27 protein-coding genes are annotated in these 22,204 nt (G+C 33.0%); 8 read left to right on the top strand and 19 right to left on the bottom strand.

Translation table 11 applies throughout. The features are described from left to right. Positions 1-46: 46 nt before the first annotated feature. The 7 genes from ACFWM3_RS04070 to ACFWM3_RS04040 form a co-directional block, all read right to left on the bottom strand. Entirely contained in the window at positions 47-604 is a 558-nt protein-coding gene (locus ACFWM3_RS04070) for a DUF5366 family protein (RefSeq protein WP_056468668.1), read from the bottom strand. A gap of 290 nt (positions 605-894) precedes the next feature. Continuing rightward, the gene (locus ACFWM3_RS04065) at positions 895-1,281 is read right to left on the bottom strand and encodes a PaaI family thioesterase (RefSeq protein WP_286131624.1); all 387 of its coding nucleotides are present in this window, start codon (positions 1,279-1,281) and stop codon (positions 895-897) included. Between the two features lie 211 nt (positions 1,282-1,492). Further along, the gene (locus tag ACFWM3_RS04060; RefSeq protein ID WP_390310354.1) at positions 1,493-1,954 is read right to left on the bottom strand and encodes an SRPBCC family protein; all 462 of its coding nucleotides are present in this window, start codon (positions 1,952-1,954) and stop codon (positions 1,493-1,495) included. A gap of 3 nt (positions 1,955-1,957) precedes the next feature. Further along, a complete protein-coding gene (locus ACFWM3_RS04055) occupies positions 1,958-2,605 on the bottom strand; it encodes a 3D domain-containing protein (protein ID WP_056468674.1) in 648 nt (215 codons plus the stop codon). A gap of 84 nt (positions 2,606-2,689) precedes the next feature. After that, positions 2,690-3,007, bottom strand: coding sequence for a YuiB family protein (locus tag ACFWM3_RS04050; protein WP_056469021.1), 318 nt, complete (start codon positions 3,005-3,007; stop codon positions 2,690-2,692). A 94-nt stretch (positions 3,008-3,101) separates the two neighbouring features. Then, complete coding sequence (locus ACFWM3_RS04045) at positions 3,102-3,581, bottom strand: NUDIX domain-containing protein (protein ID WP_390310352.1); 480 nt, start codon at positions 3,579-3,581, stop codon at positions 3,102-3,104. Between the two features lie 181 nt (positions 3,582-3,762). After that, positions 3,763-4,980 (bottom strand): NAD(P)/FAD-dependent oxidoreductase, encoded by a 1,218-nt coding sequence (locus ACFWM3_RS04040; RefSeq protein ID WP_056468680.1) that lies wholly within the window; start codon positions 4,978-4,980, stop codon positions 3,763-3,765. 412 nt (positions 4,981-5,392) lie between these two features. Here ACFWM3_RS04040 and ACFWM3_RS04035 point away from each other — a divergent pair, with 412 nt between their 5' ends. After that, on the top strand, positions 5,393-6,382 hold the full coding sequence (locus ACFWM3_RS04035; protein WP_390310350.1) for an NAD(P)/FAD-dependent oxidoreductase: 990 nt from the start codon (positions 5,393-5,395) through the stop codon (positions 6,380-6,382). 307 nt (positions 6,383-6,689) lie between these two features. Here ACFWM3_RS04035 and ACFWM3_RS04030 read toward each other — a convergent pair whose 3' ends face one another. The 3 genes from ACFWM3_RS04030 to ACFWM3_RS04020 form a co-directional block, all read right to left on the bottom strand. Beyond that, complete coding sequence (locus tag ACFWM3_RS04030; protein ID WP_056468693.1) at positions 6,690-7,043, bottom strand: HesB/IscA family protein; 354 nt, start codon at positions 7,041-7,043, stop codon at positions 6,690-6,692. Continuing rightward, positions 7,044-7,910 (bottom strand): diaminopimelate epimerase, encoded by an 867-nt coding sequence (gene dapF, locus ACFWM3_RS04025; protein ID WP_390310348.1) that lies wholly within the window; start codon positions 7,908-7,910, stop codon positions 7,044-7,046. Between the two features lie 347 nt (positions 7,911-8,257). Next, on the bottom strand, positions 8,258-8,494 hold the full coding sequence (locus ACFWM3_RS04020; protein WP_056468696.1) for a YuzB family protein: 237 nt from the start codon (positions 8,492-8,494) through the stop codon (positions 8,258-8,260). A gap of 196 nt (positions 8,495-8,690) precedes the next feature. Here ACFWM3_RS04020 and ACFWM3_RS04015 point away from each other — a divergent pair, with 196 nt between their 5' ends. Further along, a complete protein-coding gene (locus ACFWM3_RS04015; RefSeq protein ID WP_056468701.1) occupies positions 8,691-9,758 on the top strand; it encodes an NAD(P)/FAD-dependent oxidoreductase in 1,068 nt (355 codons plus the stop codon). Between the two features lie 72 nt (positions 9,759-9,830). Here the strand turns inward: ACFWM3_RS04015 and ACFWM3_RS04010 are convergent, their stop codons facing one another. The 3 genes from ACFWM3_RS04010 to ACFWM3_RS04000 all read right to left on the bottom strand — a co-directional run bounded on the left by ACFWM3_RS04010 (position 9,831) and on the right by ACFWM3_RS04000 (position 12,485). After that, positions 9,831-10,796: an SPFH domain-containing protein gene (locus tag ACFWM3_RS04010; RefSeq protein ID WP_390310346.1), complete on the bottom strand. Its 966-nt coding sequence runs from the start codon at positions 10,794-10,796 to the stop codon at positions 9,831-9,833. 15 nt (positions 10,797-10,811) lie between these two features. Beyond that, positions 10,812-11,231, bottom strand: coding sequence for an NfeD family protein (locus ACFWM3_RS04005; protein WP_056468704.1), 420 nt, complete (start codon positions 11,229-11,231; stop codon positions 10,812-10,814). Positions 11,232-12,182: 951 nt separating this feature from the next. Next, on the bottom strand, positions 12,183-12,485 hold the full coding sequence (locus ACFWM3_RS04000) for a DUF1462 family protein (protein ID WP_049819759.1): 303 nt from the start codon (positions 12,483-12,485) through the stop codon (positions 12,183-12,185). Positions 12,486-12,607: 122 nt separating this feature from the next. Between ACFWM3_RS04000 and ACFWM3_RS03995 the strand changes: the two genes are divergently transcribed. Then, complete coding sequence (locus ACFWM3_RS03995; protein WP_025671774.1) at positions 12,608-12,835, top strand: NifU family protein; 228 nt, start codon at positions 12,608-12,610, stop codon at positions 12,833-12,835. A gap of 42 nt (positions 12,836-12,877) precedes the next feature. Here ACFWM3_RS03995 and yutH read toward each other — a convergent pair whose 3' ends face one another. After that, the gene (gene yutH, locus ACFWM3_RS03990) at positions 12,878-13,876 is read right to left on the bottom strand and encodes a spore coat putative kinase YutH (protein WP_390310385.1); all 999 of its coding nucleotides are present in this window, start codon (positions 13,874-13,876) and stop codon (positions 12,878-12,880) included. Positions 13,877-14,446: 570 nt separating this feature from the next. Here yutH and ACFWM3_RS03985 point away from each other — a divergent pair. Next, on the top strand, positions 14,447-14,968 hold the full coding sequence (locus ACFWM3_RS03985; protein ID WP_056468706.1) for a phosphatidylglycerophosphatase A family protein: 522 nt from the start codon (positions 14,447-14,449) through the stop codon (positions 14,966-14,968). Positions 14,969-15,086: 118 nt separating this feature from the next. Here the strand turns inward: ACFWM3_RS03985 and ACFWM3_RS03980 are convergent, their stop codons facing one another. Together ACFWM3_RS03980 and ACFWM3_RS03975 are read right to left on the bottom strand one after the other, a co-directional pair. Further along, on the bottom strand, positions 15,087-15,857 hold the full coding sequence (locus ACFWM3_RS03980; protein WP_056468709.1) for a TIGR01457 family HAD-type hydrolase: 771 nt from the start codon (positions 15,855-15,857) through the stop codon (positions 15,087-15,089). A gap of 86 nt (positions 15,858-15,943) precedes the next feature. After that, positions 15,944-16,393 (bottom strand): DUF86 domain-containing protein, encoded by a 450-nt coding sequence (locus tag ACFWM3_RS03975; protein ID WP_056468712.1) that lies wholly within the window; start codon positions 16,391-16,393, stop codon positions 15,944-15,946. A gap of 149 nt (positions 16,394-16,542) precedes the next feature. On the opposite strand from ACFWM3_RS03975, the gene glpX reads away from it, so the two are divergent. Together glpX and ACFWM3_RS03965 are read left to right on the top strand one after the other, a co-directional pair. Continuing rightward, positions 16,543-17,511: a class II fructose-bisphosphatase gene (gene glpX / locus ACFWM3_RS03970; RefSeq protein ID WP_056468716.1), complete on the top strand. Its 969-nt coding sequence runs from the start codon at positions 16,543-16,545 to the stop codon at positions 17,509-17,511. A 15-nt stretch (positions 17,512-17,526) separates the two neighbouring features. After that, a complete protein-coding gene (locus ACFWM3_RS03965) occupies positions 17,527-17,796 on the top strand; it encodes a DUF3055 domain-containing protein (protein ID WP_025672291.1) in 270 nt (89 codons plus the stop codon). 352 nt (positions 17,797-18,148) lie between these two features. Here the strand turns inward: ACFWM3_RS03965 and ACFWM3_RS03960 are convergent, their stop codons facing one another. Continuing rightward, a complete protein-coding gene (locus tag ACFWM3_RS03960) occupies positions 18,149-18,424 on the bottom strand; it encodes a YutD family protein (RefSeq protein ID WP_056468720.1) in 276 nt (91 codons plus the stop codon). A 91-nt stretch (positions 18,425-18,515) separates the two neighbouring features. Here ACFWM3_RS03960 and ACFWM3_RS03955 point away from each other — a divergent pair, with 91 nt between their 5' ends. After that, the gene (locus ACFWM3_RS03955) at positions 18,516-19,127 is read left to right on the top strand and encodes a YhcN/YlaJ family sporulation lipoprotein (protein ID WP_056468723.1); all 612 of its coding nucleotides are present in this window, start codon (positions 18,516-18,518) and stop codon (positions 19,125-19,127) included. A gap of 43 nt (positions 19,128-19,170) precedes the next feature. Here ACFWM3_RS03955 and lipA read toward each other — a convergent pair whose 3' ends face one another. Next, positions 19,171-20,055 (bottom strand): lipoyl synthase, encoded by an 885-nt coding sequence (lipA, locus tag ACFWM3_RS03950; protein ID WP_056468726.1) that lies wholly within the window; start codon positions 20,053-20,055, stop codon positions 19,171-19,173. Positions 20,056-20,232: 177 nt separating this feature from the next. Here lipA and ACFWM3_RS03945 point away from each other — a divergent pair, with 177 nt between their 5' ends. Further along, entirely contained in the window at positions 20,233-21,222 is a 990-nt protein-coding gene (locus ACFWM3_RS03945; RefSeq protein WP_056468729.1) for a M23 family metallopeptidase, read from the top strand. Between the two features lie 118 nt (positions 21,223-21,340). On the opposite strand, the gene yunB is transcribed toward ACFWM3_RS03945, so the two are convergent. Next, positions 21,341-22,177 (bottom strand): sporulation protein YunB, encoded by an 837-nt coding sequence (gene yunB, locus ACFWM3_RS03940; protein ID WP_390310342.1) that lies wholly within the window; start codon positions 22,175-22,177, stop codon positions 21,341-21,343. Positions 22,178-22,204 lie beyond the last annotated feature (27 nt).

Raw genomic sequence — 22,204 nt, 5'->3', positions numbered from 1 at the left:
ATAAACAAAAAAGTAGCACTTTTGATTATCAAAAGTGCTACTTTTTTTAAAATGGCATTGAAGTTTTTAATTTAGCTAAAACCGTAAATGCACCATATACTACTCCGCTACCTACTAATCCCCAAATGATTAATTGGATCATTATAAATCCAATGACCCCTACAATTGTATAGTTAGATTTTTGCTTAATTAAAAATAAAATATAAAATGCAATTACTGATACTAGTAAAACAATAGCAATATACACTAAAGATTTATTTAAAAAGATAGCGATTAATCCACCTATTAAAAAGACAAAAGAATATTTCTTAGTTGCTAATAAGTCTACTCCTTCATTATCCTTTGAAAATAGAAGTAGAGCAAATTGCCAGATCATATCAGAAATTAATTTGAATCCACTCAAAACTAAATAGAAAAGAAATGCTATACCTAGAAATGTAAGGATTCTAATTTCCTTCTCTGGAAGTAGATCTGTAAGTGGTTGTAGAATACCAGATACTGATAAAAAGTTTATAGTCATTTGAAAGAAGTTTAATGTAATGGCGACCGTAAACATAATAATTGATAAAAGTGCATTAAAGCCTGTGTAATATATATTTTTCATCGAATGTCTCCTTTCTTCTCTATCTCAAGAAATTTCAAATTCATTCAAAAATCCTTAAATAGAGGATGTCTCACTTATCTTCGAATTTTTATATACACAACTTAATTATTTTACCATAAGTTTAAGATAAAATTGATGAGTTTCTACTTTTTCTTTTTAGAAATAATCATTTTAAATTACATTTAATATTTAAGAAACTCGACTCATCCTTTAACCAAGTGTCATTCGTTTGATATCCACGTCCATAAAAAAACTGCTAAATTATAATTGTAATTTAGCAGTTTTTTATGTTAATTTCTTTTATCTTTAATCGCAACTGTACATCTTGAGATACAAACTAACTGCTCATCCTCGGAATAAATTTTTATATCCCAAACCATTGTCGTTTTACCTGTATGTACTGCAGTTCCGATCGCTGTTACGACACCGTCACGAACAGAACGTATATGATTTGCGTTTATTTCAAGGCCAAAAGCGAGTTGATTCTCTTGATCAATCATCGAAAACGTCCCTACACTCGCAACTGTTTCAGCTAAAGCAACTGAAGCACCACCGTGTAAATAACCAAACGGTTGATGTACTTTTTCCGTTACCTCCATTTTCATCACTACTTTGCCTTCTTCAACAGACTCTATCGTCATGCCTAAAGCATGCATTAAGGTCATTTTCTCTTCCATTACTCCTCCGCCTCTCGATTAAAGCTTACGTGCTTTAAACAAAATCTATTTTCGTCATACTTGTTTGAACAAAAGATTATGTTTAACAAATTCTATTTTATTATAAAATTTTACATATTTTAAATTCGAGGTAATGAAAAGATTATCCTTTTATTCGAAATAAATTTACTAGTAACGTTGTAAACCCCTTGCAATTGCAAGGGGCATGTTTTTATAGTACGCCATCAAACCGTTTTTCTGCGTAATTTTTTAAACTATCCATTTGTTTTACTAAATTTCGTTTTGTGAACCAACTGAGTATGAAGCCCGTCATTTTAGCTACTACTGAAGACATTTCCAAGCTACATTCATAATCTAACCGGGTCTGATTTGATTCAACAGAAAAAAATCGATAGACCGCATCTGCTGTATAATTAGTATGCTTTAATCGAATACCCAATTCTTTTGGTGGGCTATAGGAAATGATTTCGCCATCATATTCTTGAATTTCCCCATCTTCTTCTAACTTTTGCTTAAACTTATGACCAACTGGATTTTCTCTATTATAATTTTCATCATACTGATTCTCTATAAAACCTTCCATCCACTTTTTTAAATGCTCATCTGAATCAACAACTTCAAAAACAGCTTCGATTGGTGCATTAATGATTAAGCTATAATTTATTTTTTCCATGATCTATTCTCCAATTTGATTCTTTGATTGTTGCCTAAATACTTGTAACGAGTTTTGTTCATTCAATTCTTTTAGATCTGATTCAGTAAATCTTCCTGATCCCTGTTTTATTATATAAACAGCTAGTTTCTTCTTTCCCCAATGCTCAAATACATCTCCAACAGTTTGATAATATAAATCCAAATGATTGCCTTTTACTGCTGCGCCTTTATCTGCTACTACTCCATATCCATACCCAGGAATAAATAATACCGTTCCGATCGGAAATACGTTCAAGTCAGCTGCAATGGTCGAAAATAAATCTCTCTTTACTTCCACACCTGAATAAGTAATTCCATATGAATGGTCTTTAGGACTTTTTCCTGTCGATTCCCTTCCAGCTGTATATCCAGTTGCTGTAACTGTTATCTTTTTATAATTATCCCAATTCGTATTATGTTCGATGTTTTTTGCCATTGTAATCATTATGCTCTCATTTGTGATCGTTTTATTTTCTTCAGCAAATACTTTATTTATTACGATTGAATCACTAAACCAACCTTTTATTGTAGCGACTTGAATATTTGCAAGAATTTTTAAAGAAGAAAACAAAGCAATAATGAATAAAATAGATAAAATAACTCGTCTAAATAATTTTTTATTTATACCCAATGAATCATTTCACTCCTTTTCATCTTTTCATCTTTCCCTAAAACAAAAAAATTATAAAAAAAAACTTTCTCATACATGAGAAAGTTAGAACATTTGATATCCATTTTTTCTTAATGAAAGGATTACTACACCTGACATAATTGCTCCTACTAGACCAGCTGTTAAAATAACAATATCACCGGTTCCTACTGCCATTAGGTTTGTTTTTAGTGTCTCAAAAGCTACAGTAGTATTAGTAAAATATTTTACCGTACTAATCTTGTCCACAATCATAACAATCAATAGCGGATAGATTACTACCATAAACCAAGTTGTTCGAAAAAGCATATTTGCTAGGAAACCGATTCCAAAAGCTAATACGAAAAATAACAATATTGAAATTAGTAAAACTGGAATACTCATCACCATATAAAAAACACCCCACATTTTTTCTATATACAGTGTAAAACCTTCTTGTCCTATCGTCAATTTTAAAAAAATTCAAACTATTTAAAAATTACTTAATAAAATGATATGTAGTATATTGGAATTGATCTCCTGGGTTCAAACCTTTAACCACATCCATTGGTTTATTCGGAGGATTTTCGATTAAGTATTTAATTAGTAATGAAGATGTTGGATCTTTTACTAGCTCTTCTTCAGAAATAAAACGTGCATCTGATAACTCTTCTTCTTGAATCGAAATCGTTGTATCATTTGCCTGTAATAAGAAAATTAACATATTATCACTAATTTCTTCACGAATAACACCAGTTCTAACACCTATTAAGCCGATTAAGGATGCGTTTATGCCCGTTTCCTCTTTAATCTCTCTCAATACAGCATGGTCAACAGTTTCATCTTGTTTTACAAAACCTGCTGGTAAAGACCATAAACCTTTTAAGCCACTATATTTTTTCTTTACAACTAACCATCTTCCATTAGAGTCTTTCACTAAACCTGCTACTCCTAGCCATACATTACTTCTTTTACTCATCTATTATGACCACCTTTACGATAAAGAAAACTCGTCGATTGGCGAGCCTTTAGGAGAAGACAGAGACGTAGTTGCCTTTATATTTTATACTTAAACTTGGAAACTACGTCAACTCCCTGCTGCCAATTCAATTTTGAATAATGTACAAAGAAAAAGCTCGACTTAAGTCGAGCTAATATGCTTATAGAAAGTTTAATTTACCTTTTTTAAGAACTAACATTGGTCCACCAAGTACGAATAAATAACGGTTATCAATTACTTTTTTCATAAATGAAGCTTTCCAACCAGTTAATTTTTTACCGTAAACTACGCCAATTGCATCATCATGTCCTAATGAACATACTGTACCTTTAATGTCTGGTGTGAATTCTTCTAATTCACCTTTTCCACGAACTAGTACTGCTAAGTTGTGTGCAACATTAAATCCTTGTTGAATTGCAATTTGTGCTGTTGGTGGGTATGGACGGTTACTTGCTTCGTCAATTAATAAAGCAGAGTCACCAACGATAAATACATCGTCATTTCCAGGAACACGCATATCTTTTGTAACTTTTACACGTCCACGCATAGCTTCAAAACCAGCTTGCTCTACTAATGCATTTCCACGTACACCTGCAGCCCAAACAACTGTTGCAGAGTTGATTTTCTCTTCTACATCACCTTTAGCAACGATGATTCCTTCTTCAGTACATTCTTTAATAGCTGTACCAATTTTGAATTCTACGCCTTTTTTCTCTAATTGAGAAACCGCATAGTCAACTAATTCAGGATCGAAACCTGGTAATACCATTGGTGCAGCCTCTACGCAAATAATACGAACTAAATCACGATCGATATCATACTCTTTGCATAATTCTGGAACACGGTTTGCAAGTTCACCAACAAATTCAATACCAGTAAATCCAGCACCACCAACGATAATTGTTAATAACTCATCGCGTTTTTCAACTGGAGTGTTGTAGTATTTAGAGAAGCTGTAATCAATATGCTCACGAATTTGACGAGCAGCATTGATGTTAGCAATTGAAAATGCATGTTCTTTTAATCCTTTAATTCCGAAAGTTTCTGACTCAAAACCAAGTCCAACTACTAAATAATCATAGTCTAATTCGCCGTTAGAAAGAAATACTTTCTTCTCTTCAGGTTTGATTTGAGTAACAGTATCTTGAATAAAGTTAATTTTATCTTGATTAATCACGTCTTTAATATCAAGACGTGTACGGTCATGGTGTAATGTACCTGCTGCATTTTCATGTAACCATGTTGCTTGGTAGTGGTAGCTGTTTTTATTTACTAGTGTAATGTCCGCTTCATTTGCAGATAATGTTTTTTGAAGTCGAGTTGCAGTAATAATTCCACCATACCCAGCTCCAAGGATTACAATCTTAGGCTTATTCATGATATACATACCATCCTTTTAAATTATATTAAGTACCTACAATTTGCTGTAATATCTCTAAATCTATAACTAAGCTCAATAGTGAGCAATCTAAATCATTATAAATTAGTACATAAGTGAGCAAACGATTATATAGGGATATTTGTCTAAATATTTCGTAATAATTGTCACAAAATGTTAACAATTAGCCTATAACAATATTAAAGTTTTTTGTGTAAGATTTCAAGCATAAATCTAATCGGTAGAATTCTCAAAATATTAAACTAAATTAAGTTTTTTTAGATTCACACCTTTGTTTTATTAAAGATTTCTACAATAGTTTAATTACCATTTTTTTATTTTATCGGCATAAAATATGATATTATTCTATTATAGATGACATGCATTTATACATAAGGGGGGCATTCCGTTTATGAAAGACGAAAAAGTATATGATATAACGATTATTGGTGGCGGACCGGTTGGTTTATTCACTGCTTTTTATGGTGGAATGCGACAAGCTAGTGTAAAAATCATTGAAAGTTTACCACAGCTTGGCGGTCAATTATCTGCACTTTACCCTGAAAAATATATTTATGATGTTGCTGGCTTTCCAAAAGTACGCGCTCAAGAGTTAATTAATAACTTAAAAGAGCAAATGAAAAAATTTAATCCTACCGTTTGTTTAGAGCAATCAGTTCAAACAATTACTAAAGGTGAAGATGGAGTATTCCATTTAGTTTGTAATGATGGTTTTGAGCATTATACAAAAGCTATAATCATCACTGCAGGAAATGGTGCATTCCAACCACGTAAACTTGAAATCGCAGGTTCTGAAAAATTCGAAAAAGCAAACCTACATTACTTCGTAGGTGACATGAATAAATTTGCTGGTAAACGAGTTATTGTTTTCGGTGGCGGAGATTCTGCTGTAGACTGGTCATTAATGCTTGAACCCATCGCTGAAAAAGTAACACTAGTTCACCGTCGTGATAAATTTAGAGCTCATGAGCATAGCGTTGAAAACTTAATGAACTCTAAAGTAGAAGTAACAACTCCTTGGATCCCTGTTGCAATCGTTGGTAAAGAACGTATTGAAAAAGTTGTTCTTCAAAATGCAAAATCTGAAGATCGTATTGAAATCGAAGTTGATGATGTAATCGTTAACTATGGTTTTGTTTCTTCTCTAGGACCAATTAAAAACTGGGGTCTAAACATTGAAAAGAATAACATTGTTGTTAACTCACGCATGGAAACAAATATTCCAGGTATTTATGCTGCTGGAGATATTTGTACATATGATGGAAAAGTTAAACTAATTGCTTCCGGGTTTGGTGAAGCACCAACAGCAATCAACCATGCTAAAACATATATTGATCCAACTGCGAAAGTACAACCTGGACATAGTTCTTCAATGTTCTAAAATATAGATTTTAATCATAAGAACTGTCTTTTTATAGGCAGTCTTTTTAAAAAATACTTTGTGATACATTGAACATTCTACAACGCAATTCGTGAACCATTTCACAACCAACTGCTTAAAAAATCATTTCAAATTTATATCTACACTATATAATAGTACACAAATTCAAAAAAGATTCAATAATTTACCCCAAATTTGTAAAAATATTAACAAATGAGAATTTGGCCTAGTTTGTTTGATTGAAAAAATAGGATACAAAAGTATCCTATTTTTGATTAAAAATTTCTTCAGTTAGAAATTCTTATTATTAGCACTCTTCAGGTGTACCAGCATTTGAAGCTGTTCTAAAGCTTGAACCACATCCACATGATGCGATTGCATTTGGATTATCGATTGTAAATCCTCCACCTAGTAACGACTCTTTAAAATCAATAACAACACCTTTTAAAATAGGAGCACTTTCATTATCAATTAAAAACTTAATGCCATAATATTCTAATTCTGTGTCATCATCATTTTTTTGTGGATCGAAACCAAGTCCATATGAAAGTCCAGAACAACCTCCACCTTTTACACCTAAGCGAACAAAAGTATTTTGGTCTTCTTCGTTTTCAATCATTTCTTTAATTTTTAATCCTGCTTGTTCAGTAACTGTAATCATTTATATCACTCCTCTTTGAGTATAGTATATGCCTTCTGTTATTGTAACTGCTGGGCCTTTCATCCATACATCCCCATCAGTAGACCAAGTAATTTGTAAATCTCCACCTTGTAGGTGAACAGTTATTGGTTCATCTCGTTTATATTTACCTTCTTGTATCATAGCGACTGCTGCAGCACATGCCCCTGTTCCACAAGCTTGAGTTACACCTGAACCTCGCTCCCATACAACGAAATTTATCTCATTATGCGGCAAACATTCGATAAATTCAACATTTACGCTTTCCGGAAATAAATCATGTTTTTCAACAATTGGACCTAAAGTTGTTAATGGTGCTTTTTTAATATCACTTACTTCAAAAACAGCATGTGGATTGCCCATCGAAACAGCTGTAAATTCATAGCTTTTTTCTTCAAATAAAAATCTGTCCCTAGCATATTCCTGGTCATCACCAATCATTGGGATTTGTGATCTTTGGAATATTGGTTTACCCATATTTATTGTTACTTGATTAACAATATTATTTTCAACATGTACTGTTGCTTTAACAATTGTACTTATCGTTTCAATCTTAAATGAAGTATTATTTGCAATTCCATGTTCAAATGCATATTTAGCTACACATCTTAGACCATTACCACAATTTTTAGCTTCTGATCCATCATTATTAAATACTCGCATTTTTACATCTGCAACTTCTGATGGACAGATTAATATCATTCCGTCACTACCAATTCCTGTATTAACATTTGAAACTTCAACTGCAATTTTAGACAGCTCTTCTTCTCTTAAATTTTCTTCAAACATATTGACATAAATATAGTTATTTCCTAGCCCATGCATTTTTGTATAACGAAAAGAATTCATTTTCATGACTCCTTACTTTTTTTATTACTACAAGTATAAAATTTAAATGAATTGAGCACAATAAGAACATCCCCCGTTTCTCGATATAGAAACATTTTAAGAGCTTCACTTAGGTGAATGCTCATTTTTTTTTGCACTAATTTTGCTAAATAATTAAAAATAGTGTACGTAATAAAAATAATATTGGTTAATGTAATCAATCTAAAGAATAGTAATTTTTTCCTATTAGTGAAATATTTAATTTAGTGAATGAATGAGGGATGTAAAAGGGATTATGTGGAAAACTAAAATATTGTTGAAATAGCTCGAAAAATAGAAAAAGCACTGTTAATTATTAACAGTGCTTCTTATATCAACATATTTTCTTCTAAGAAAATATAAATATTATCTACTAGCTCGGTTGCCGTTTCTCCAGTTACTACTTCCCCTTCAACTAGTGCAAAAAGTGATAGACTACATTTTCCACAATATCCAAGGCAGCCATATTCTAGTATGTCTAGATTTGGATCACGTTCAAGCTGTTCTAAAGCTTTTTGTGCACCGTCTGCTAGGTTTTTTATACAAAATTCGACTAATGGTCTCACTATTTTTCACTCCTTGCTCCTCATAAAGTTACTCTTTTTTTTTTAAAACGTCAATCCTTTTGAGAATAAATGGAATGAGCTTTATTTTACCGAGTTAGGCGTTGTTATTTTAACATAAAATATATATAATATAATTGTCGAAAAATAGAAAAATTTTTTCATTCAACGCTAATAAAACAAAAGGGGAACATCAACTATGAAAAACCTCGTATTACTAGGTGCCGGATATGGAAATATTCGTGCTTTGTCACGTCTATTAACATCTGATTTACCTGAGGATGTTCATATCACATTGATTGATCGAAATTCTTTTCATTGCTTTAAAACTGAGTATTATGCATTAGTTGCAGGTACGGTTCCAGAGCAACATATTAGAATACCAATACCAACTCATGAGAAATTAAAGGTGGTATATGGAGATATTACTACAATTGATACGGCAAACAAGAAAGTAGAATTAAGCAATGGAAAATCAGTTTCTTATGATGATTTGATTATCGGTTTAGGTTGTGAGGATAAATACCATAATGTACCTGGTGCACCAGAACATACCTATAGTATTCAAACAATTGAAAAAACAAGAAACGCTTATGAAAATGTAAACAGTCTACCTCCTAATTCAGTAATCGGTGTTGTAGGTGCTGGTTTAAGTGGTGTAGAAGTAGCTAGTGAATTAAGAGAAAGTAGAAGCGATTTACAAATTTTACTTTTTGATCGTGGAAGCCGAATTTTATCAATGTTTCCAGAAAAACTTAGTTATTATGTACAAAACTGGTTTATTGAGCACGATGTAAAAATTGTTAGCAATTCAAACATTACAAAAGTTGAGAAAAATACTTTATTTAACCATGATGATGAAATTCATTGTGACGCTGTTATTTGGACAGCGGGAATTCAACCAGTTGAAGTTGTCCGCAATTTAGACGTAGAAAAAGACAATACAGGAAGAATCGTTGTAACTAAATATCATCACATGCCAAACGACGAGCATGTTTATGTAGTGGGAGATTGTGCATCATTACCATATGCACCTTCTGCACAGCTTGCTGAAGCTCAAGCAGAACAAATCGTTATGATTTTACAAAAGAAATGGAAAGGTGAAGACCTTCCAGAAGAAATGCCTAAAATAAAATTAAAAGGTATTATGGGCTCATTAGGTAAAAAACATGGTTTTGGACTATTCAATGAACGCCCACTAATCGGACGTGTTCCAAGATTAATTAAGTCTGGAATCTTATGGATGTATAAATACCATAACGGTTGATGATTAAATTATCTTTTTAGCTATACTTATATGCAAAAAAGCCCCTTAACTTAATTGTTAAAGGGCCTTTTTTTATTCTGTTTTGTCAGATTTAATAACTTCTTTTACACTTTCAACCATTCCTAAAAGCTTTGTAGCGTCTGTCGGAATAACAAGTTTTGATGCATGACCATAAGCTACTTTTTCTAAAGCTTCCATTGAACGCAATTGAACCATTTCTTTAGTTGGCTCTGCATTTCTCCAAACATCTAACACAACTTGTTCCCCTTTAGCTTTCGCTTCGGCAAGTTTAATGATTGCTTCCGCTTCCCCTTCAGCGCGTAAAACTTGAGAATCTTTATCTCCTCGAGCTTTTTCAACTTGGCTTAAACGTTCCCCTTCTGCTTCAAGAATTTTTGATTGCTTTTCTCCTTCCGCTTTCAGGATTTTTGATTCTTTTTCACCTTGTGCATTTAATACTTTTTCACGACGTGTACGTTCTGCTTGCATTTGTCGCTCCATCGCATTTTGTATATCAACAGGTGGAATAATATTTCGGATCTCTACACGATTAACCTTCATGCCCCATTTATCAGTTGCTTGGTCAAGAATTGCACGGAGTTTATTATTAACTGTATCACGACTTGTTAAAGTTTCATCTAAATCTAATTCCCCTATTAAGTTACGTAATGTAGTAGCAGTCAAATTGGAAATCGCAGACAGTGGATTAGCAATTTCGTACTCATGACGTACAACATCAGTTACTTGATAAAAGACAACAGAGTCTACTTGGATACTAACATTATCTTTTGTAATCATCGATTGTGGTGGAAAATCTACTACAGTCTCACGCAATGTTTTTTTACTAGCTACACGTTCAACAAATGGCATTACAACGTGGATTCCACTCTCTAATTTACGATGGAATTTCCCTAATCGTTCGACAAGATATACTTCAGATTGTCTAACAATACGAATACTTGATAACAAAAGTAACACAACGAATAAAACAATAATACCAATAATAATTGGACCAACCATAGAACTTACATCAGACATAACACTTCTCCTCAATTAGTTATTTTTCACGTATAAAGTTGCACCTTCTATTTTTGTTACAATTACCTTTTCATTTAATAATAAAGGTTCTGTTGAACGGATTGTCCATTCATCTCCATAAACTTTAGCTGTTCCTACTGTATCATCCTCTAATTCAACAGAAGCTACAACGAGCTCTTTACCAATTAATGCATATACTCCATTTTCAATCGTTTTTTGCTGGTGGATTCTTTTTGCAAATTTCTTTGTACTAAGCCATAAAATTAGTGCACTAATAACAAAAACGATAAAAGTAAAGGTGTTGGATCCTGTTAAATAATTTACAACTGATGCTAGAATGCTCGCAATACCAATCCATAAGAATACAAAGGTTAATGAAAACATTTCGATGATAATTAATAAAACTCCAATTACAAATAAACTAATTGCAACCATTCCACCCCTCCTCCCAATTCTATATATATGCCAAAAATTGCAATTTATTTGTTTTACAATTCTATTCTATCATGTAAATCTTCAGCATTTTACATAAAATAGTGAATTTTATTAAAACATTTTAATTTTTTTGGAAAAGAATCAATTACAATAAGCACCCAACAAAAAGCAATTTATAATCAATTAATACCTCTTACATTTTTGTAAGGGGTTCAGTGTGTAGACAAAGTCCAAAAAACTTGAGTTTCAGACTGATTGCAAGCGCTTGTCTTTCGAGGCGCGAAGTCTGGTGAGGAGCGGAGTTACCCTAGACGGTAATGAGCACCGCAGACAGGCGAAGCAACGAAGAAAGCGAGCGTTTGTCAACAGTCTGAACCACTTACATTTTTGTAAGGGGTTTTCAGATTGTTGAAATATAAAATGGTCAATAGGAAAAACGGCCATTAAATGAACATTTATTTAATGATGAATTATTTTTTTTGGATGATCTATTAATGGTTTTAAATGTTAGTATATTTGAGCTATTTGATTCCAATAACACTAGTAATGATTTATTTCAAAAGTTAAAAATATTAAGAGCTAATTTTTGGAAAAACAAATTCAATTTTTTATTTAAATAATGTTCGAAATTAATTGGCCTACAAGCTGACTAATATACAACAGTTAAGTTACTCTAAGTAAAGGCTATTTGATTAGGATTTATTGCAGACTTTTTTTGATGAATAAGTTGATTGGAACGAAAGGGGTGCTCGACTCCTATGGGGTATGCGGGAAGGCTGAGACCCCGCAGGCTTGCCGAGGAGGCTAAAGAATCTCGCCCCATGGAAAGCGAGCATCTTGTAGTGGAAATCAACATCACTCTACTCCTTTTACGAAAATTTGGAATTTAATTGACGGGTTTTTTTCAACAGCGTAAAAACCCCTTAAATTCATGTAAGGGGTTTTAATTCATTATAGTTCAATAGCGTTATAAACATCTTTTAATTTTGGATTACCTTCACCAACAACATTTCCATTTACTAGTACTACCGGATAGAAAAACTCATCATTTCTAACTCGTTCAGCGAAATCTTCTTTTTCATTATTTTCTACATTAAATATATCAATGTATTGAAAATCAAAGGCTAAGTCAGGATATTTTCTTTGAAGTGCAGCTTGAAGCCATTCAAAAGTTTCAATTGATGATGGCATTCCTACACAACTTGCACATATTACTTCAGCTCCAAAAACTTCCACTAAAATTTTATTACTCATTTTCTCCTCCTAGCATACAATAAGAGTGTGTCCAAAAATAATTTCAAACACACAAAGTACTCTGTAATAGATTTTTTCCTCTTAACTGATTATAATAAAATTAGTGAAAGGAGTCGATATGAATGGACATGAAAGAACAAGTACAAGAAGTTTTAGATAAATTAAGACCGTTTTTACTACGCGATGGTGGAGACGTTGATTTAGTTGATATTGAGGATGGAATTGTTAAACTTCGCCTTTTAGGTGCATGTGGTAGCTGCCCAAGTTCAACTATTACATTAAAAGCTGGTATTGAGCGAGCTTTATTAGAAGAAGTACCTGGTGTAATTGAGGTAGAGCAAGTATTCTAATATATTTTCAATACTAAAAGAGAGGGTATAAAACCCTCTCTTTTATTTTAGCCATTTAATTTCTCTAATCCCTAACTTAGCAGTTGGTAATCCGATTAAATCATAAAACCCACCTAAAAAAGCTTCAAACTCACTAGTGTTTTCAAGATAATTAACTAACTTACGTTCATACCTTTTCCGATCCGCATCGCTCCTTGCCAAATAATATCCTTCGATTGTTTCAAAGTAATGTACTGGAAAAAGAAGTCTTGCAAATAACAAACGCCACGCAAAAGTAGATAATGGACTTTTCTTTTCATAACCATAAAAGAATGAAAGGATTTTCTTTTGATAATTTTCATGATTCTCTAAATATTCATCCCTAACCCATTCAGCAAGGTCTCTGCTTGGATGATCATAAATCCATTCAATCGGTACTTTTGCAAAATGAATTTCTTTCTGTCTTCGTTCAGTCATTTTTTGATGACAAATTGTTGCTGCATCAACAACTTGAGGAGTATCATCTAATTCAGTGTCTACAACATATTGAATCGCATTTTCAGTCATTCCGAGATAATAGGGAAAAGATTCAATAAATATTTGTTCGAAAAAATTTTCAGGATGGCTATTCACTTTACTTTGCCAAAATCTTTCTAATTGCTCTAAACGTTTTTCCCATAAATTCTTCCATTTCCCAATCCTATTTAATCTTTTCAATTCATCTGAATATTTTTTCCCTCTTAAATGAAAAATTGCTAGTTCTTCACCTTTATTATTACTGCGTTCATTTTGTCTGTTACTCTTAAATAAAGAATAATTATTTCCATCAATCTTACTCACATAGTACCCTTGAACATTTTGAACAAAGGTTGCGACCGATTGATCTCCAGTTGAGCTCATAAAATCACTTAAACTCTTCATTTCTTGCAAATCATCTTCTTTTAAATTTCCAATAGGAGCAAGAAAATACACCCTATTCCGCTGCCAAAACATGTAATATGACTGGACTTGAAGTAATTCAGCTGGTTGAATTTGATAATGAGTAAACATGTCTTGAATGATGTTTTGGTTGCGAATAAACATCATCACTCACATCCTTCTTATAACTACTTATTAATATATATGTCACAAATCCAAAAACCTGTACCCTACTTTTTCACTTTCCATATATAAACCCGAATGGCCATACACAAAAAAGGAGAGAATGACGTAGTATATACGAAAAGTGGAGGCGGGTTGGTCAGCCCCGACAAGCATAAGACAAAGGCCAAGAAAAGTTGCTTTTTTTGACTTATGACCTCGAGGGGCTATCCGCCGGAACTAGACATCACGAAATGTGGAGGCAGGTTGGTCAGCCTCTACAAGCATTTTACGCAGGGGGTTAATCTCCTGAACTGTACTTTCCAAAAATATGAAGGCAAGTAGATTAGCAAATAAGACATAAGTAATAAATTTTTTACTATGTTTTAGCTTTTTTTATAAAGGGGAATTATGTTCGATATCGAATCATATATAATTAATCCTCTTATTTCTTAAAAATAATTTATAGTAAAAGTTTTACTTATTTTATGAAATCTCCATTTTAGTTATTTTTATAGTAATTAAATCAATCGATAAGGAAAAGGTGATGAAATGGAATATTTAAATCACGATTTAGAAAAGACTGCATTATCGTTATTAGAAAAAAGAGGTGTTACGCTCGATGACATTGCGGATTTAGTTTTCTTTTTACAGAATAAATATCATGAAAATTTATCTTTGGATGAGTGTAAACACAATGTACAGAGGGTCTTGACAAAACGTGAGATACAAAACGCCATCATTACTGGTATTGAATTAGATATTTTGGCAGAGCAAGATAAACTACAGGAGCCTTTGTTGGCTATTATCAAAAAAGATGAAGGCCTTTATGGAATTGATGAAATAATTGCCTTATCAATTGTAAATGTATATGGTTCAATTGGATTCACGAATTACGGTTACATCGATAAATTAAAACCTGGAATTTTAGAACGATTAAATGATAAATCAACAGGCTTAGTAAATACATTTTTAGATGATATTGTTGGAGCGATTGCAGCTGCTGCATCTAGCCGACTTGCGCATCGTGCCGCACATAAAAAGGCTGATCAAATTAAAGCTGAAGATGAATAAAAAAGAGTGGTCTCATAAGTGAATCTACATTTGAGACCTCTTTTTCATTTGAAATAACACAAATACCCCACAAGTAAATTAATTACTTGTGGGGTTTTTTCTAGTCTAGATAGTTTCCTTAAATATATTTAATCCACTCTTCTAATGAGTCAACTGAATAAGTTGGCTGTGTTTCGTAATTTGACAACATATCTTTAGTCGTAACACCAGTATGAACAATTAATGTGTCAACACCAGTATTAATCCCAGCCATGATGTCTGTATCATAATAATCACCAATCATTAATGTGTCCTCTTTTGCAACACCAAGAACTTTTAATGCTTGCTCCATAATAATTGATTCAGGTTTTCCAATGAAAATTGGTTTTACTGTAGTAGATACGGCTATAACAGATGTTAGTGAACCATTACCAGGTAATAAACCTCGTTCAGTCGGTATCGCTATATCGCCATTAGTAGAAATAAATGTCGCGCCATTTCTTACAGCTATACAAGCCTTTGCTAATTTCTCATAATTAATACTTCGATCTAAACCACTAATTACAAAATCAGGGTTTTCATCTTTAATTGTTAAGCCAACTTCTTCTAAGGCATACTGTAAGCCCTCTTCACCTATCATATAAACAGTAGCATCTGCCTTTTGTTCTTTTATGTAATTTGCTGTGGCATTACTTGTTGTAAAGACCTGTTCTTTTGTAGTTGGTATATTAAAGGAATTAAGTTTATCAGCAACTTGTTCTGGTCTACGTGTAGAATTATTTGTTACAAATAGATATGGAATATTTTTTTCCTTTAGAGCCTTAATAAAAAGACTAGCTTCCTCAATTTGCTCCTCACCACGATACATAGTTCCATCTAGATCGATTAAGTATCCTTTATATTGTTTCATATTGCCACTCCTTACTAGTCAAGCTGTCCCACTCGGTAAGACATGAAAACAGCATTAGTATCAATTTTTTCATAGAAAAATTAAGATTATTTTTCCTCATCACTACTAAAAGCATTAATTACTCCTAGTTCTTTATCAAGAAAAGCTTGAACCGAAACCGGAAATTCCTTATATGCTTCTATATTTTCGCTTAATGTCGTCACTATTTTTTCTGTAATTGAAGATGTGTAATCCTGTAATAAATGTTTTCGAATTGGAATTAATTTTTTTATTGATTCCCCAATTGATGCAGTTATAACTTTTTCATCCATTAGAATATCAACAATATCATCATAACTTCCTGGGTCCCTCATTATAAAGCCATCAATCATTGTATTTCCAATATCTAACATACTGTCTATCAAAAGATGTGTCATTCTTTCCAAAGCTAGTTCTTCTAGCTTATTTTTTGGATGGCTGTTTGACGCATAAAATTCAAGCATTGAATTTAATATTTCAATTCGATCTAATATGTTTTGACGATTTACAAAGTACATATGTACACTTCCTTCTCAATTCTATCTTCTACATTTTATGGACTTATATTTATTTTATAGCTAAATTCGAAAAAAATCGACAAATGAAAGCGTTTCTTAACGATTTTTGTTATATTATATAGGTGAATATTTTTCTGGGGGTTGGACTTTTGGAGCGTGAATTAGCACTTGAGATTGTAAGAGTTACTGAAGCAGCTGCCCTTGCCTCTGCGCATTGGATGGGACGCGGTAAGAAAAATGAAGCTGATGACGCTGCTACTTCTGCAATGCGTTCGATGTTTGATTCAGTGAATATGGCGGGTACTGTAGTAATTGGTGAAGGTGAACTCGATGAGGCACCAATGCTTTATATAGGTGAGAAATTGGGAACTGGTAATGGACCAGAGGTAGACATTGCAGTCGATCCTCTTGAGGGAACAAATATCCTTGCAAAAGGCCATGCAAATGCAATGGCAGTAATCGCAATTTCTGATAAAGGTAACTTACTACATGCACCTGACATGTATATGGAAAAAATAGCTGTAGGTCCTCGTGCTGCAGGTAAAATATCATTAGATGATCCGATTGAAAAAACAATAGATATTATTGCTGAAGCAAACAATAAACGTGTACAAGATTTAACGGTAATTATTCAAGAACGTCCTCGTCATGAGGAAATCATTGAACGAATTCGTGAAAAAGGTGCTCGAGTTAAATTATTCGGTGATGGAGATGTTGGTGCTGTTATAGCTACAGCATTACCTCAAACAGGAATCGATCTCTTTGTAGGTACTGGAGGCGCACCAGAAGGGGTTATAGCCGCTGCAGCGATAAAAGCCCTTGGCGGTGACATGCAAGCTCGATTAGTACCAATGAATAAAGAAGAAGAACTACGTTGTATGGATATGGGTCTTAATAACCCAAGACAATTATTAACATTAAATGATTTAGTAAAAGGTGACGATGCAATTTTTGCAGCTACAGGTGTTACTTCAGGTGAATTACTTGAAGGTGTTACTTTCTTAGGTGGAGACTTAGTCGAAACTCATTCAATTGTAATGAGAAGTAAAACAAAAACTGTGCGACATATTAAAGCTCATCACCATTTAGGATACAAGCCAAATCTTATTTTAGTATAATGGAGGAATAAAAAAATGTCAGAACGTTTTTTCTTATATGATGACACTATTCAAGCAAAGACTCGCTTTGTAAGCTTTATGGGAGAAGAGCAAAGACATGATCTTGCTTTAGTATACTCTGATCGTCATTATGGCAAAGTTATGATTATGGATATGCAAAGTAATCGATTTGCAATTATTGGTTCGGATGATTTAAAAGAAGAAGGTTACTTAGAATTTGCTTTCGGAATATCTGAAGAAAAGGCTGCTGAATTATTAGATTTCCTTAGTGAAATTATTTTCTAATTTTTCGTTCCTGTGGATAAATAATTTATTTTTACTAAATAATCTGAAAAAAAGTGGATAACTAAAGAGTTGTCCACTTTTTTGTGTGATTAAGTCTTTAGTTATTCACATTCTTGTTGAAAGATTCAAACTTATCCACAAGGTTTTTATTGTTTCAAAAAATCAAAAAACATTTTATCCACAAAATTTGTTTATGATAAAGATCAGACAACTTTCTGGTGATCCCCTTTACAAACAAAAAAATGATAGGTTCCCCTATCATTTCGGTATATAAACAAAGTTATATAAACTTGATTTCAGACTGATTGCAAGCGTTTGGCGGGCAGTCTGAAAAAATGGGGTTACCCATCATTTAATTTTTTACTTTCTTAACTACAAAATATTTACATCCAAAATTACAGTACTCATAAATATATTCACGTAATGTACTTATTTTTGAATCATATGGAACATTTTTTTGAGAATCATCAAAAAATCCTCTAAGTCTTAGTTGCTCATAGCCCCAATCCCCAACAATGTAATCATACTTTGAAAGGATTTCTGCATATCTCGCTTTAAAGGCTTCTTCATTGAATCCTTCACGGTAATCTTCAACTACTTCATAGCAAATATTCTGTATGCAAACCAATTTGTATTCTCCTTCCTTTTACTCCCATAAATATGTAACCAATATTTTGGCATACTAATTTTACAATGATTATTAAAAGGTGGTATTTAATATGCGTAAATATTTAGTTTGTTTATTAACCTTATTTTTATTAACAGGATGTTCATTCGGTCCAAGTCATTCGAGACAGTTCGATTATGAGGACGTAACATATAAAAATGAACATCGATCAAATCCAACACCTAAACAATTGAATACAAAGCCGATGGATTTAGGCGATGTAAATGCTAAAATGTCAAATAACTCTTACAAAGATTATGGCTTTTCTAGACTACAAAAGCAAGATGTTTTAGGTAAAGATGGTGAATATACATTAACAATTGATAAACAAGAAGTATCAAAATTCATTTCTTATTTAGTTGTAAAGCTTCCTGATATAGACGATGCTGCTACACTAGTTACAGACCAAGAGGTATTGATTGCTTATCGATCTGATGGTGATAAAAAACTAGCTAGAAAGCAAGTTGAAAAAACAGCACAATCAGCGCTTCCTAGTTACTATCATATCTTTACTTCAAATTCGATAAAAAATATTAATAATATTGAGGACCTAAATAAATATGGTCAACTTAATGATGGTCAATTAGAGCAACAAATACAAGATTTAGCTCAAGGTTTTGATGTGGATAAACAAAGCATGCATTTTGATCAGATTTCAAAATAAAAAATAAAAGCACTAGCATGGGCTAGTGCTTTTTGCTTTTTTATTATGCTTGCTTAGCAGCTTCAACTTGTTCGTCAGCATGGTATGATGAACGAACTAGAGGACCAGCCTCACAGTGTGAGAATCCTTTTCCTAATGCAACTTCTTTTAGCGCTGCAAACTCGTCAGGAGTATAGTATTTTTTTACAGATAAATGAGTTTTCGTTGGTTGTAAATATTGACCTAATGTAATGATATTTACACCTGCTGCACGTAAATCATCCATAGCTTCGTAAATTTGCTCATTTGTTTCACCTAAACCAAGCATGATGCTTGATTTTGTAGGGATGCTAGGGTTAATTTCTTTTGCTCTACGTAAAAATTCTAGTGATCTTTCATACGTAGCTCTTGCACGAACACGTGGTGTTAATTCTCTTACTGTTTCAATATTATGGTTCATAATATCTGGTTTTGCATCCATTAGCATTTTAAGGTTTTCAAATTTCCCACCCATATCAGACGGTAAAACTTCAATAGTAGTAAATGGATTTGCTTTTCTAACTTCTCTAACAGTTTCTGCAAATACAGCTGCTCCACCGTCTCTTAAGTCATCACGAGCAACCGCTGTAATTACTACGTGCTTTAAGTTCATTTGTGTTACTGATTCAGCAACACGAACTGGTTCTTGTAGATCAAGCTCAGTTGGTAAACCAGTTTTAACTGCACAAAAACGACATGCACGAGTACAAACCGCACCTAAAATCATAAATGTAGCTGTTTTTCTTACTGCCCAACATTCATGGATATTTGGACAACGAGCTTCTTCACAAACAGTGTGAAGATTTTTTGAGCGCATCATTTTCTTTAATTCTGTGTAAGATTCATTTGTGTTTAATTTTATTTTTAGCCATTCAGGCTTTCTTAAATATTCTTCCTTTTTTGATGCCATTTGAAATTCCTCCAACGTTTATCGTTTACGACATATTTCATTTTTTTCTTCCAATAGTTTATATATTACTACATTTTTCACGGATATGAAAAACTTTCGTTTGATTATCCCTATAATTTCCATTTATGAAAGTTGCTTCTTTAACCAAACTATATATGTAAATCAATTTAAAGGATGATGGTTTTGAAAAAAATAATTGTACTCTTTAGTATGGTGGTTATGTTCATTGTGCCATCATTTACAAATGCAGAAGAAATTGATCAAGCTCAGCTTAATAAAGAACGAATGGCCTTATATAAAAAAGGTGAAACACTAACCTTTATTCCTTGGTATTACTTTGCTGCGATCGATACCTATGAACGCAATGTCCGCAGTGTAAGAAACGATATACCAAAGCGCGAAAATGGTGTCCTCTCAATTTATATCAAGCCAGAGGATTGGAGCGGGCTTTCAAATCCGGTTAAGAAAGACACATACGCCCCTACAATCCATTTATTTAGCGGAATTGGTTTAGATGGAAATAGTGATGGAAAAGCTTCACTAGAAGATGATGAGGATATTCTATACACTTTCATTCATCGATTACATTTCTATGGGCCATCCAGGCAATATATCCGAATGATGCTATGGGATTACTACCAAAGAGCAATAACTGTTGATATTATCGATGAATATGCCCGTTTATATCAGTATTACGGAAAGTTAAATATAGAAGGTAATGCGTTCCCATTACCAATTCACAGTACACATAGTTATCGAAGTACATGGGGTGCCCCTCGAAGCTTTGGCGGACGAAGAGTTCATGAAGGTACTGATATATTTGCAAATTATGGTACTCCTGTAAGGTCCACATGCTATGGAATTATTGAAACAAAGGGCTGGAATCGCATTGGAGGATGGAGAATCGGAATTCGAGACTTAAATAATAATTATCATTACTACGCTCATCTAGGGGGCTTTAACAAAGACATTCAAAGAGGGCAAGTAGTAGAGCCAGGAACACTCATCGGTTATGTTGGAAGTACTGGTTACGGACCTCCAGGGACATCTGGAAAATTCCCTCCGCATTTACACTATGGTATATACAAAGACAATGGTTACGCAGAGTGGTCTTTTGATCCTTATCCAAGATTAAGTCTTTGGGAGCGTCAAGATAGAAACAAATAAAAAAACTCGTCGATTTCCGAGTTTTTAGGCGAAGCCAAAGGAGTAGTTGAGTAATGTAAAATAAAAAAGCAGACTAATTTATACTGGTGTACTAAGTTAGTCTGCTCTATTTTTAAATTTATTTTTTTCCGTTTGTTGTTGATGGAGTTTGTGGTATGGTTTGTTGAGTATTTGGAGTAAATGGAATATAACTAGGAACTTCTCCATCGATGATTTCAGTAGCAATTGGGACTTGTACTTTCACCTTTGTTGATTTCGTACTAAACGGGATAATTACATTCATATTTACTTCTACATTCATAATAATTTCGACTACAGAATTATCAAACCCAAATGGCTTAACTTCCTGTGTAACATTTGCCACTGCATCACCGACTACAGAAAAACGAACTGGTATAGTAGGTCCAAGTTTTCCTAGTAATACTGTATTTGTAACGACTCCAATCGGTACTTTTAAATAAAGTCCATCATGATCTGCCTTCATTTTGTTCATTTCTGATTTTGATAAAGATAAAAATGATATATCTCCATTTTCAACTCTACGTATATTTTCTTCAACGTGCTGAGTAGTGGAACCAATTATTTTATTAATTAAGTATGTATTTGTACTAATTACTGCTTTCCCATTTTCATCGACATCCCGAATGATAATATCCTGACTCTTTAATTCCTTAGAGGCTGATTCATATGCTTCGTTTATGACTAGGGATGCAATTCGTCTTGTTTGTTTCTCAGAATATTTCAAAATGGTCGGGGTGAAAATTTTATCAATTTGCCAAAAAGCATAAAAGGAAAAAAATAGTAAAACAATACTAATAACTACATATTTATTTGGAAATATATTACGAATTGATTCTGTTATTTGAGTTGAACCAGTTTTATATCCGCCAAAAGATTTTCTTTTTGAAACAAAAAATTTATTTTTTGGAACACGTCTGTACTTAAATCTTTTCATCGTATCCATGCCCCCTTACTAATGGGT

Origin of the sequence: Gottfriedia sp. NPDC058432 (genome assembly GCF_042721555.1) — a bacterium.
Classification (GTDB): Bacteria; Bacillota; Bacilli; order Bacillales; family Bacillaceae_G; genus Gottfriedia.
Note: the sequence above shows the minus strand (reverse complement) of the source record. Positions and strands in the feature narration are given on the sequence as shown.